The following is a 12,186-nucleotide window of genomic DNA, read 5'->3' as shown; positions in this document are numbered from 1 at the left end:
CTACATTTTTATTACAGAAGTCTTTAAATTTTTTGGTGGTAACCTTTAACCCCCGCTTAATCACCATAAATAAAAATTCAGAAGTATTGGCAGAGATTTCCTCAGCACTGTCTGAATAAATTATTTTCTGCCACTTTATCTTAACTGTATTTTTATCTGTTATAAGAATATTCCAGAACTCGAATTTACAGAAACGTAACTTTCACTGACAACTATATTTTTGCTCGAATTTACAGGAAAGATGATACTTTAACATTATTGTTTGCATGGAATTTCTACTTCAATATATGTTATCCCAACTCTGTAAAACTCCAGTTTATATTCCATGCTTTAAAAAGTCTTTACCCACCCAATCCCTACTCTTTTATCCTGATAAAAAGGCATGATCATCGCAGATGATTTTTTGCTTTTGCCTGAGGTCAGATGATTGATTTTTGGGTAAAGCCAGTAAGCAAGTTCGGTCGAAAAAATTCCGAAACCGGCACCGGCAACTACATCGCCTACCCAATGTTTATCATTAAACGTCCGGTAGATTCCGGTAAAGATGGCAAATGAATATCCGGAGATGCCCAACAGGAAGTTGGTATCTTTATACTCTCTGAACATAAACTGTGCTGAAGCAAAAGCAACTGCCGTATGCCCGGAAGGAAAAGACAGTTGATTAGACTGATCCGGTCTTTCTTCTTTAACGATATGTTTTAAAGGAACAGTGATCGCTGAAGTAATCAACATTGATGTTCCGTAAATGATACTTCTGTCCCTGAAATTATGCTTCCCTTCAATTCCTGCAGCATTCAAACCGTAGACCAAAACTGCCGGAGCAAACTGAGTATAGTTATCAAGCCTGATATGGTCAGGCTGGTGTTCATTAATTTCATCTCTGGTCGAAAAATTCAGTTGTTTTAAATCTTTTACGGCTAAACTGGCAACTCCATAACCGACGAATACAGTAGGGATTATGAAACTTTTATAATTCAACCGCTTTTCATTCGGTTGTACTGCATTTACACTATCCTGTCTGTTCTCCCGTATATGTACAGAGTCAGTTAGACATTGTGCCCCAGCTTTCGTGTAAACTGACAGCATTACGATAAAGATCATGATTAATTTCTGATGGGATTTTAACATCTTCTTGTGGGTTTTAAGTTTCATATTTGGCTGGCCATCATCTGAACATTGACCTCCTTATATTTTGAAAGAATGTTTGGACGGACATAATAGGTAGAGTAATGATGCTCTCTGAAGAAAGTACCGTTTTTGATTTTCCGCTCCTGATCAGTTAGCTCAACCACGATACTTTGCTCATAGCGTTTATAACTGTCAGGTGTATTTTCTTTAAAAAATACTTTCCTATAATTCCTGACAGTCCCAGTCAAATCAATCATCTGTAAACTTTTAAAATTTATAGCTGTACCCTAATCTGACCACCTGTGTTTCGTAATAATCGTCACTTGTATAGTTAAATCCGTTTCCCCGGATCTCCTTTTTAATGACCATTGTATTCAGCAAATCTGTAGCATTCAGAAACAGTTCTCCTTTTCCATTCTGAACTGACTTTTTAATTCCCACATCCATGGAAAATCTTGAACCTGTTCTCCCCTGCGGAATTATATCCGGAGCATGATATACTGCGACTAACTGCGCATCAAGCCCTTTGGAAATTTTAAACGTATTGTTTAGTTTTAAGTTTCCTGAAACAGCATTTTCCTTATTGGCTGTGAAAAGATTGGGTTGCGGATAGAGATTGATGACAGAAAATGCATTGATCTGATTTCTGTACATATTTCCGTTGACCGTAAAAGAATACACTCCTGAAACTTTCTGATTCCAAATCATTTCCAACCCGGAATTATAGCTTTTACCTGCATTTTGAAATACTGCGTAAATCAATGTACTTCCAGGAATAATACTGGAAATCCTGGTGATCGTTCCGTTGGAAGAACGGTGATATATAGCAGAATACAGATAACCGCCGTTCCAGCTGTATTTATGCCCCAACTCTAATGAATTGGTAAACTGAGGCCTCAGTTGGGGATTTCCGACCTTGATAATTTCAGCATCATCATATTTCGGAAAGATACGAATATCAACTTCATTAGGCCTGTCTACTCTTCTGTTATAAAATACAGAAAGCTTATGGTGATCATTTAACTTGTACCCAAGTCTAAGATTCGGGAACGGCTGTGTATAATGATAAGTGTCACTTTTGTAAGTCGGATGATTGGGATTGACATCATACTGAATGTTCACATACTCTAATCGCACTCCAAGTTCAGCTTCCCACTTCTCATTTTCAAAAATGTAGTTTCCATATACTGCCGGGATCAGTTCTTTATAATCCGCCGTGCCTCCTGCATTGACATCCAAAACTGAATTGACTCCCGGAATAAAATTCATATGTACCGGAATACTGCGGTTTCGTAATTTAATTCCGGTCTCTATCCGTCCGTACTTTAAAGGTCTTATATAATCGATAGTAAAATCATAGACCTGCTCATCAGACAACAGTTTAAATGCGTCTGTTCCTTTTGAAAATGAAAGATCATTATCATAAAAATATTTCTCATCTTCCCTGTGAAAAGTATAGTTGAACCCAACGTTCAGCAAATGTCCTGCTTCCTTAAATTTATGCTGATAAAGAGCACTTCCCATAACCGTCGTTTTTAATTCATCTTCTAAAAACTGCCATAGCCTGAGACGCCGGGAAAAATCTTTATTAAAAAATGGCTGGTCTCCCCGGTCAATAATTTTTTCGCTTCCGTAAAGGCCTGAAATCGTCAATGTATTCTGAGCATTTATATTCCAGTCAATTCCTGCTTTAGCAGTAAGATAATTGGTATTTCTGTTTCTTTTTAACTGTGAGTGAATGATGTTTCCGTCATCATAAGTTCTGGTTACAAATTCATTTTTATTCAATGTTTCTGTGTATAAATTATCTGCCTGAAGAAAAACATTCACCTTTTCTTTTCTGTAATTAAGAGAAAACGAAGGATTAATTTTCGGGGTCACGGTATATTGGGGTCTTATCGTTGGCAGATTCTGCTTCCGAACCCAATAAGATCCTGTGCCGTAATTAAATGCGGCTTTTCCATTCCATCCATTCTGTTTGTTTTTTTTCATGATGATATTGATGATTCCGGCATTTCCATTGGCATCATATTTTGACGAAGGATTGTTGATGATCTCAATTTTATCAATTGCAGAAGCAGGAATATTATCCAGCCCGCTTTGACTTCCAAAACCGGTGAGTGCAGTCTGTTTACCGTCAATCAGTACTGTTACCTTATCATTTCCACGAAGCTGTATTTTTCCTTCCTGCACAGTAATCCCCGGTAGATTCTGCATACTTTGCAAAACCGAACCCCCGCCCTGACTGATATTATCTGCAACAGAAAATGTTTTTTTATCCAGCTGACTGCTGAGCTCATTTTTCTTTGCTGAGGTCAGAATCACTTCTTCAATTTTCATTTCTTTTTCAGAAGTTTCTGATAATCTTACCACCGGGATCTCCAGAAATTCCGACAGACTGCCAATGTATAAACTTTGTATATGAGTGTCGTATCCCGAAATGGAAATCTCCAGATTATAGTTATCCGGCTTAAGTTCACCAATCGAAAACCTCCCTTCTTCATTGGTAATGGTTCCTGAAATGAAACCGTTGTCCTTTGCCTTCTTTACAACCACACTGGCATAAGGAATCGCAGACTGATCAGTTTGAGTTTTCACATTTCCTGAAATAGTGACTGCTGTAGCCTGGGCATACAAACAGGAAAAGGATTGAATAAAAAGGATAACAGATAAAATAAAATGTTTGTTTTGCATAATGTACTTTCTTGACGATTCTGATACAAAACTGCACACTGATTTAGAATAAATTTTGAACAATCCCTTCAAAATACATTTATCTTACTTTCATCTTATGATTTTTAAATCTTTCACTTGCAGTCTGATAGTACGCTATTGTTTCAGAAACCAAATCTGAATCTGCATGAGGAATTTCCGTCAATGATTGGTCTCTTCCGGAAACGGTGAACTGCTTTACCCTTTTACGGTCATCAATCTGTGTAAAAGTATTTCCTTTAAGTGTTCCCAAAGTTCTGTAATTCCCGATGAAAGCCCTCTCCTCTCCCGCCTTGGTCCTGTTAATGTCTTTTCCATAAAGTTCTGTACTGTAACTCCAACCCAGATAACCGAATAATGTGGGCATCAGATCGATTTGCGAAGTCAGACGGTTGATTTTTTGCGGTTGCTGATTGAGATTGTAAATGATAGCGGGAATATGATGCTTTGAAATATTGATTTCCCATTTTCCGGCACTGCTTGCACAATGGTCTGCAACAATGACAAAAACGGTATTCTTAAACCAGGGCTTTGTTTTCGCATCCGCAATAAATTTTCCGAGGGCGAAATCTGTATATTTAACCGCAGCATCTCTGTCCCCTTGAGGAAGATTGATTTTTCCGGCAGGAAAAGTGTAAGGTTTGTGATTGGATGTCGTCATCACAAACTGGAAAAACGGTTTGTTCTCATGTGCACTTTTATCAGCATATTTGATGGACTGCCTGTAAAGGTCTTCATCACAGATTCCCCATGCATTCTCAAAGCTTACTTCATGATCCTGAATATCAAATCTGCGTGTATTGATTTTATCAGATAGAGGATTGCCCCTGTCCCGGTCTACAATATCGAATCCCTGTCCTCCAAAAAAATTATTCATATTGTCAAAATAGCCGTCACCGCCATAAATGAAATAAGGATGATAATTTTTTGATTTCACAATCGTGGAAACTGAAAACAGATTTTGATTATCCGGTCTTCTGACAATACTGTTTCCCGGAGTCGGAGGTATGCAAAGGGTCAGCGCCTCCATTCCTCTTACTGTTCTGGTTCCCGTAGCATAAAGATTGGTAAAGAAAATACTCTCTTCGGATAACCGGTCATAGTTTGGGGTTAGCTGATTTTTATTTCCAAATTCTTTTAAAAAATCAGCACTGAAACTCTCTATTGCAATAACAATAATATTGGGATGTTGCTCTGATCTGCCTTTAGTAAGTCTTGTAATATCGTCATATCTTTCTGTTTCATAACTTTGATTTTCCTGCAAAAGCCTGCTTTTTACTATAGAATAAGCTTCTTTGACGGGAAGTTTCGGATAAAATGTTTCGTAATCCAATTCATTGGACTGATATGCAGAAATGAAAGAGAAAGCTCCATTTTTACCGATTTCGTTGATGACAAGATTATTACTGAAATCTGCAAGTTTATTCTTCATTGAAATTCCTAAAACACATGCAGTAATCAGTAAAGAGAATGCCGGTAGTACACGCAGGGAGAGCGGACTTCTGTCTGAAAAAGTTTTTCTGAAAGCACCACTCTTTTTTAACATGACAAAGGTCACTGCGATAACTACAATCAAAGCACCTGCAGCTAAAGGAAGCGGATATGACTGATTGATATTTTCTACCACCTCATACGTATAGATCAGGTAATCAACAGCAATAAAATTAAATCTTACTCCAAATTCATCCCAAAAAGGGATTTCTGCCATAAGACTGCAATAGATGATGATAAAAACAAGGGTTAAATAAAAATAAGTTAAACTTTTATCTGCTAAAGATCCTATCCATTTTTTCGGGAAAATCAAAAGATACAGAGCATACAGAAATAAAAACAGCAAACCCATCGTAAGATCATAAAGAAATCCTGTAAAAAATGCGCGTACAATATAGATCGGGTTAAAATCAGCATCCGACGCTGACCAGATGAGAAGAATGATCCTTATGATAAAGGATAAGATCATATAAAAGCTTAAAACATAAAATAATACAGAAAATCTGCCTTCAAAAATTTTAAAAAATTGTTGTAAACGATGCTTAGTTGTGCCCATGGTCTGTCTGTTAAGATCAGACAAAGGACTTAATCAATTTAGAAGAAATTTAGAATTTTTGGAATTAAGCTGTGAAAAATTGCAGAATACTTTTACAACTTTACTGAAAACACATGGTTATTACTGACAAATGTATATTGAACCTCCCACTTCTGGAATTTTGCTATTTCCTTTATAATAGCCAGTCCCAAACCACTTCCGCTGTTGGTCGAAGATAATTTTGAAAATCTTTTAAACAAAAGATCTTCATCAAGTTTCTGCACTCCTGAATTACCGACTGAAAACACTGAATTGCGTAAGCCAATGGAAATAAATCCATTGACAGGAGTATGACGGATTGCATTCAGGAGTAAATTATTGATCAGTATTTCGGTCAGACTTGTATTCCCGTTCACTGTTGTATTCTGTAATTCATCAATCTGTAAATGAATGTTTTTCTGATCAAGATGTTCCTGAAGGTTCGTAATACTCTGCAGGACAAGTCCATCAAAATGGATGATTTCTGACTGATCAAACTGACTGTTTTCAATTTTTGCAAGAAGTAAGAGGTTTTGGTTGATACGTGCACTGCGGGAAAGAGCCTTGTTCATATCTTCAGCAATATTATACTGTTTTTCTGTAAGATCAGCATTTTGCATCAGAATATCAAGTTTGTTTTTCAGGATCGCAAGAGGGGTCTGCAATTCGTGCGAAGCATTTTCAGTAAACTCTTTCTGTGTTTTATAAACAGATACATTGTGGGCAATCAGTTTTCGCAGTGATTGATTCAGTTCTTCGAATTCTGTAGTATCTGTACTGTCAAATTCTATCTGCGTCTGTGTATTGAGATTAAAATTTTTAAGCCTGTCTAATGTATTTCTAAAAGGCTTCCATATGGTTTTGGATAATCTCCTGTTCAAAATAAATAAACCGGTTACGATCATAATAAAAAAGAAAAAGGTAATAATTCCTATGATCATAACCGTACCTTCTGTTTCTTCAATGTTGGTTTCTATTGTAAAAAGGTAGGGTTCATTTTTGATATAAATTATTTTTTTCAGGCATCGGTAGCGCTCGATTTTCTTGTCAGCGGAAAAAGGTTTGTATTTTTCTGTCGTAAAAATCAAATCTCTCTTTACCTTACTGTGGGGCAGTTTTTCAATGTTGGTTCCCGGCTGAATATGATTCCACAGTGCAATATTTCGCTGCATCTCCTCACTGGAAATTTTCATCCTGTTAAACTCATACGAGGTTTTTTCTGCAACGATCTCATTATGCTCATCCAGTTCTTCCTGCCAGATTGCATCAACCATAAAATAATAAACAGGAATACTGATCATCAGAACAATCAGTACAAAGATTAAGAATGGCCTTGTCGTTTTACTTAATAATGGCTTCATACATTCTTACTTAAACACTTTCCCATTTATAACCTGTTCCGTAGACAGTTTTCAGATAATGGCCGCACCCTGCATCATATAGTTTCTTCTTGAGATTTTTGACATGAGCGTATACAAAATCATGATTTTCAAGCATATCGGCAAAATCCCCGGAAAGATGCTCTGCCAATGTACTCTTAGAGATTACCCGGTTTTTATTACCCATGAAATATACCAATAAATCAAATTCTTTTTTAGTTAAGGTTATATTTTCCTGATTGACGGAAACTATTTTCGCCAAAAGATCAATCTGCAGTTCATTCTGAGTAACCACATTGGTATTGCTGAACTGTTTTCTGCGAATGACAGAATAAATACGGGCTGCCAGCTCAGACAGGTGAAAAGGCTTGGTAAGATAATCGTCTGCACCGATCTGCAATCCTCTGATCTTATCGTCCAATGCATTTTTTGCAGAAATAATGATCACGCCATCCTGCTTCTGTTCTTTTTTAAGTTCTTCTAAAATTTTCAGTCCATTCCCGTCTGGCAGGGTAATATCCAACAGAATACAATCGTATTGAAATGCTTCGATCTTATGCATTGCTTCATGAAAATTTGAGGCAAATTCGCAGAGATAGTTTTCTTCTGAAAGATATTCTGATATACTTTTTGCCAATTCTTCTTCGTCTTCTATAATCAGGATTTTCATCAGTGATGCTTAGGGGTTAATGGTATGGCGAGATTCAAATATTTCATTCCGCTAATGTATATATTCAATTTTGAAGAAATTTTGAATTTACAGATTTTTTAAACAATGAATAAAAAAGTTATACATTCAGAATATGATTTTACATGAATTTTTTTTAGTCTTAAATATCAGTAATAAGGAATAAATACGATACGGAACGATATATATGTATTTAAGAATGTACAGGATATTTTAATTGATAATGAACTTGAGCAGGGAAGTATTTTTTGGTTTACGATGCCATTATAAATCGCTTTAGTAAGGGTTGTATTTTTGGTTCTATTCTTGCTTAATAATCTTGTATGAGAAAGATTTTTCTGGTCGAAGATGATCAGGCAATAAGGGAAATTTTAGAAATGTTCTTAACTTCTGAAGACTATTCTGTACAGTCATTCGCCACAGTGCATGATTTTAAGAACAGAGACATAAATATACATCCGGATATGTATTTATTTGATGTCATGCTTCCAGACGGATCAGGGATTGATTTATGCAAGCAGATAAAAGACAGTGAAGATAACGACGGTATACCCGTAGTGATAATGAGTGCTCATGCTCACCTCAGCCAGATGACTAATATTTGCGCTCCTGATGATTTTATTGCAAAGCCTTTTGATATTGACAATCTACTGTTCAGGATTAAAAAAATCATTCATTAATATTCCCATTCAGAACCTATACAAAGTCCCAACTCTAAAAACAGTAAGTCACAAATACTGCTTTTCTCCTAGTCTTTCAGTCTGTCTACAATCCATAAAAGATGATAATTTTTTCAAAACAGATTGTCTATGGATTAATGTTTTCATTTTTCAAAAGCATTTTATGCTTTATAACATTACAAGTAATTGCAGATAGAACAAGTTTTACAGATCATTATTATGAAGTTTTACAGATTCAAAGCGCTGATCAATAAAATATGAGAGGCTTAACTATAAAATTGAGTCGCTTTCTTTTTGACTAATTTTAATGACTGTATCTTCAATGATTTTTGAGACCTGGATTAATAATATTATTATAGTCAGCATTCTATACGAATAGTTGTTTACAGACAGTCTTGAGACAGTTCAATTGGATTTTCAAAATTTTTCATTTCTTCCCATTCTTTTTTATTGTACTCATCTTTGATCTCACGACTGTTTACGTCTTTACCATTGATGACATATGTAGTTTGTGCCGTGTTGAGGTTTTCCAAAATCATAGACGGCTGCTTTTTATATTTTTTGGAGAAATCACACCATTGTTTAGGCGTTAATTCTATAGCTTTTTTATAATAAAAGTTCCTGTGTTTAATGTCGTTTTTCTCTTTAGTGATTCCTTTAACTTCAAAATCATAATCACCTGAATCATCTGATATTTTTAAAATCAGTCCCGGTAAACCATGAAATTTATAAGGTCCGTCCAGTATAGGAATATCAGTAGTATACCAAGCTGTCCAATTTCTCCCACCAAAACCGGTTGTTGCTTTATAGGTTTTATATCCAAATATATTCTTGCTTTGAGTATTATCTATTTTCCATTTATATTGAGATTTATATTCCGTAAGAAAAATGGTTGTATAAAATTTGTTTTCTTCTTTGATCTTATTATTTTGCAAATCCTTTGTAATGAATGCTCTGTATTTCGAATCATTAGTTTCATTTGGAAAGCGCAGTGACTCACCGCCATTTGCTATATAATCATTGACCAATTTTGTTTTGAGAGAATCATATCTGAACTTTTCATAAGATTCAAAATAGGAAGGTTCCTTTTCATTTGTAATTAATGACATCAATTCTTTTCTGTAAACTGTGGAATCTTTTGAAGGCTTCCATGTCATTTCATAAATTATCTTATACGACTGTCCATAAAAAAAATTATGATTTAACAGTGCTAACAGGATTAACAGAAGGGATTTTAAGGTCAGATTTTTCATAATAATTAAAATAATAAGCGGTTAAATTCCAGGTGATCATTATAGCAGAGAAAAAGAAAAGATTAAAGCTTACAATGATACCAATATGCATAAGTATGGTAAGGGTCAGCCATAATTTTCTTGTTTTATTCAAATTAATGAATATAGGATATAAAAGCTCAATAATAATAGTTCCCCATCCCATAACTATATAGAAAATGGGTGAAGTGATATAATCACTCATAACGATAAAACTATTAAAATTTGGTAAATGCATTGCTTTCCAGACAGCTTCCCCATTCCACCAGTTATAGCCTATAACTTTATCAAATCCGGAAAAAAAATAAGCAATACAAAGGTGAATCTGAATGAGTCTTTTTGAAAAAGTCAAAGACTGATCCGGTAAAAAGTATAGTGATTTTTGAAAATATTTTTTTTGTATGGAAAAGTAAGAACTCGTAGGAAAGAGAAAGACATAAAAGAGTGACATGGTGGTAAAAAAATCAGCACCATAATATAGGAGGCTGGCATATTTTATAAAAGAAACCTGTAAGAACATCAGAAGCAGAGCACTTATTCTACTGAAAAACCCCGTAATGATAAACATGCACAGGATAATATAAAAATATTTAAAAATACTGACTGAAACATCTTCTGAAAAATATTTTGTGAAAAAATTCAGAATATCATCAATTGTGACAATATTATAACTATGATGCAGCGAATGTAATTCAACAGGTATGATACTTTTATCTGTGTATAGCAGTTCGAAATCTTTCCAATATGACAGAAAATGAATAAACACCAATAATCCTACAGCAATTCTGAAAAAGATGATGAACGTTGAAGAAAATTCTTTATTAAAGTAAATATTGATTTTTTTCATTTGATGCTGTCTATTTTTATTAATCTTCCCGTTGGATTTAGATTTCCATCTTTCAATGTAGGATAGTCATATAAAAAGGTATATGTCTCAAATTTTTCATCATATTTAGACTCAAAATATTTATTGATCTGCTTTAGAATAACATGGTTAATCCTGATCTTCTGTTTATCATCTTCTATATTTTTCAAAAAAATGTTATTTACACTTAAAAAACGTGATTTACCTTCAGTGGTACTAAGTAAATCATCTGAAAAATAGGTTGTATCATCAGTCATACTTTTGCTCATAATGATGAAATTACTGGAGACGTTAGGGGCAAAAAAACCATAACCCGTATCAAAGCCTGTGTAAGTTGTTAAAGTAGTATCATATTTATTATCAAATGCAAAAATATCCATGATTCCCGGCCTGCTGTATTTGTAAAATTCACAAAAAGAAGATACTGTAGTTGTGATCCCCATTGTAAAAATTTTCACTATGATTACAGTAAAAACAGCCATTTCAAAAAATCTTAATTTCATACGATCAATAGTATTTAAAAGTATCAGGTTGAGAATTCTCAACCTGATACCAAAGTATTAATTATTGATATTTCGCAATAATTTTTTCAATCTTTGCTTGTGTTGTAGGTGTATCAGGAAATGTTTGATTTCTTGTGTTACACTGATTTAGTACTGACTGTGTGTCGCATGACGTCCAACCAGCAACGTTTTTACTTAAAAATTTCAAGTCCTGTTCTGAAATTTTTCTGGTGTCTTTAATGGTAATGTGGTTACCTTTAACCTCAATAATTCCGTTGTCTGTGCTTGTTGCAAAAGACATAAGTGACATAGCTGCAACGCCACTTGCTAATAATAATAGCTTTTTCATAATAAAATGGTGTATTCCCAATTGTTTAAAGATGCAAAGCCGGGAACTTATACTCTGCGTCAATATTATTTTTTCAAATCTTATCTTAAAAGTATCATCATTCATTTCTTATCTTCCAGTGTCCTCCATGTTTTACAGGAGGATCTTCTTCAGACACAGCCTTTATCACTGTACTGTCTTTGGCATCAGAGACAGCATCTTTATGCTGTATTTTTTTTTCTGATATTTTTAAACTTTCGTTACTGTAATCATTCAGTATGACTTCCTCATATTCTCTACACGAGATCAATGTCAATAATGGGATTACTATTTGGATAAACTTTATTTGCATCTTAATTAATATTTGGTGATGGTGATGTTTATCCGGTACCGGAATTCTGCTTAAGCTCTGAGCTAATTTAGAGATTAAAAAAGCAGAATTTTTGATAATTTTTGGTACAATTTATAAATCAAGACGACTTATTTACAAATCTTTCCAAATTTAAAAACCTGATTAACAATAAATTAAATAAATCAAACTGGTAATTCACACATCATTGTAATTTT

General features: G+C 34.5%; 12 protein-coding genes. 1 reads left to right on the top strand and 11 read right to left on the bottom strand.

Annotated features, from left to right (window positions below; genetic code table 11):
- Positions 1-330: 330 nt before the first annotated feature.
- The 6 genes from AC2A07_RS08870 to AC2A07_RS08845 form a co-directional block, all read right to left on the bottom strand.
- Positions 331-1,152 (bottom strand): phosphatase PAP2 family protein, encoded by an 822-nt coding sequence (locus AC2A07_RS08870; protein ID WP_484050094.1) that lies wholly within the window; start codon positions 1,150-1,152, stop codon positions 331-333.
- Positions 1,149-1,385 carry a hypothetical protein gene (locus AC2A07_RS08865; protein WP_484050093.1) on the bottom strand — a complete coding sequence of 79 codons (237 nt, stop codon included), beginning with the start codon at positions 1,383-1,385 and terminating at the stop codon, positions 1,149-1,151. The genes AC2A07_RS08870 and AC2A07_RS08865 overlap by 4 nt, the downstream gene beginning before the upstream one ends.
- Before the next feature lie 10 nt (positions 1,386-1,395).
- On the bottom strand, positions 1,396-3,822 hold the full coding sequence (locus AC2A07_RS08860; RefSeq protein ID WP_484050092.1) for a TonB-dependent receptor domain-containing protein: 2,427 nt from the start codon (positions 3,820-3,822) through the stop codon (positions 1,396-1,398).
- Positions 3,823-3,901: 79 nt separating this feature from the next.
- Positions 3,902-5,800 carry an LTA synthase family protein gene (locus tag AC2A07_RS08855; RefSeq protein ID WP_484050091.1) on the bottom strand — a complete coding sequence of 633 codons (1,899 nt, stop codon included), beginning with the start codon at positions 5,798-5,800 and terminating at the stop codon, positions 3,902-3,904.
- Positions 5,801-5,979: 179 nt separating this feature from the next.
- Positions 5,980-7,266 carry a sensor histidine kinase gene (locus tag AC2A07_RS08850; protein WP_484050090.1) on the bottom strand — a complete coding sequence of 429 codons (1,287 nt, stop codon included), beginning with the start codon at positions 7,264-7,266 and terminating at the stop codon, positions 5,980-5,982.
- Between the two features lie 10 nt (positions 7,267-7,276).
- The gene (locus AC2A07_RS08845) at positions 7,277-7,954 is read right to left on the bottom strand and encodes a response regulator transcription factor (RefSeq protein WP_484050089.1); all 678 of its coding nucleotides are present in this window, start codon (positions 7,952-7,954) and stop codon (positions 7,277-7,279) included.
- Positions 7,955-8,295: 341 nt separating this feature from the next.
- Between AC2A07_RS08845 and AC2A07_RS08840 the strand changes: the two genes are divergently transcribed.
- Positions 8,296-8,652, top strand: a complete 357-nt coding sequence (locus tag AC2A07_RS08840) for a response regulator transcription factor (RefSeq protein ID WP_484050088.1) — start codon at positions 8,296-8,298, stop codon at positions 8,650-8,652.
- Positions 8,653-9,035: 383 nt separating this feature from the next.
- Here AC2A07_RS08840 and AC2A07_RS08835 read toward each other — a convergent pair whose 3' ends face one another.
- The 5 genes from AC2A07_RS08835 to AC2A07_RS08815 form a co-directional block, all read right to left on the bottom strand.
- Complete coding sequence (locus AC2A07_RS08835) at positions 9,036-9,905, bottom strand: GLPGLI family protein (RefSeq protein ID WP_484050087.1); 870 nt, start codon at positions 9,903-9,905, stop codon at positions 9,036-9,038.
- Positions 9,847-10,770, bottom strand: a complete 924-nt coding sequence (locus AC2A07_RS08830) for a hypothetical protein (protein ID WP_484050086.1) — start codon at positions 10,768-10,770, stop codon at positions 9,847-9,849. Before AC2A07_RS08830 ends, AC2A07_RS08835 begins: the two co-directional genes overlap by 59 nt.
- Positions 10,767-11,291, bottom strand: a complete 525-nt coding sequence (locus AC2A07_RS08825) for a hypothetical protein (protein ID WP_484050085.1) — start codon at positions 11,289-11,291, stop codon at positions 10,767-10,769. The genes AC2A07_RS08830 and AC2A07_RS08825 overlap by 4 nt, the downstream gene beginning before the upstream one ends.
- A 61-nt stretch (positions 11,292-11,352) precedes the next feature.
- Positions 11,353-11,640, bottom strand: coding sequence for a hypothetical protein (locus AC2A07_RS08820; protein WP_484050084.1), 288 nt, complete (start codon positions 11,638-11,640; stop codon positions 11,353-11,355).
- A gap of 97 nt (positions 11,641-11,737) precedes the next feature.
- The gene (locus AC2A07_RS08815; protein ID WP_484050083.1) at positions 11,738-11,971 is read right to left on the bottom strand and encodes a hypothetical protein; all 234 of its coding nucleotides are present in this window, start codon (positions 11,969-11,971) and stop codon (positions 11,738-11,740) included.
- Positions 11,972-12,186 lie beyond the last annotated feature (215 nt).

This window comes from Chryseobacterium sp. HNCC26DJ238, assembly GCF_057180465.1.
Note: the sequence above shows the minus strand (reverse complement) of the source record. Positions and strands in the feature narration are given on the sequence as shown.

Bases quoted from the DNA above. Each gene is read 5' to 3' on its own strand.
- AC2A07_RS08865 (WP_484050093.1), bottom strand. From the start codon at position 1,385: ATGATTGATTTGACTGGGACTGTCAGGAATTATAGGAAAGTATTTTTT.
- AC2A07_RS08845 (WP_484050089.1), bottom strand. From the start codon at position 7,954: ATGAAAATCCTGATTATAGAAGACGAAGAAGAATTGGCAAAAAGTATA.
- AC2A07_RS08835 (WP_484050087.1), bottom strand. From the start codon at position 9,905: ATGAAAAATCTGACCTTAAAATCCCTTCTGTTAATCCTGTTAGCACTG.
- AC2A07_RS08860 (WP_484050092.1), bottom strand. From the start codon at position 3,822: ATGCAAAACAAACATTTTATTTTATCTGTTATCCTTTTTATTCAATCC.
- AC2A07_RS08840 (WP_484050088.1), top strand. From the start codon at position 8,296: ATGAGAAAGATTTTTCTGGTCGAAGATGATCAGGCAATAAGGGAAATT.
- AC2A07_RS08870 (WP_484050094.1), bottom strand. From the start codon at position 1,152: ATGAAACTTAAAACCCACAAGAAGATGTTAAAATCCCATCAGAAATTA.
- AC2A07_RS08825 (WP_484050085.1), bottom strand. From the start codon at position 11,291: ATGAAATTAAGATTTTTTGAAATGGCTGTTTTTACTGTAATCATAGTG.
- AC2A07_RS08855 (WP_484050091.1), bottom strand. From the start codon at position 5,800: ATGATCTTATCCTTTATCATAAGGATCATTCTTCTCATCTGGTCAGCG.
- AC2A07_RS08815 (WP_484050083.1), bottom strand. From the start codon at position 11,971: ATGCAAATAAAGTTTATCCAAATAGTAATCCCATTATTGACATTGATC.
- AC2A07_RS08850 (WP_484050090.1), bottom strand. From the start codon at position 7,266: ATGAAGCCATTATTAAGTAAAACGACAAGGCCATTCTTAATCTTTGTA.
- AC2A07_RS08830 (WP_484050086.1), bottom strand. From the start codon at position 10,770: ATGAAAAAAATCAATATTTACTTTAATAAAGAATTTTCTTCAACGTTC.
- AC2A07_RS08820 (WP_484050084.1), bottom strand. From the start codon at position 11,640: ATGAAAAAGCTATTATTATTAGCAAGTGGCGTTGCAGCTATGTCACTT.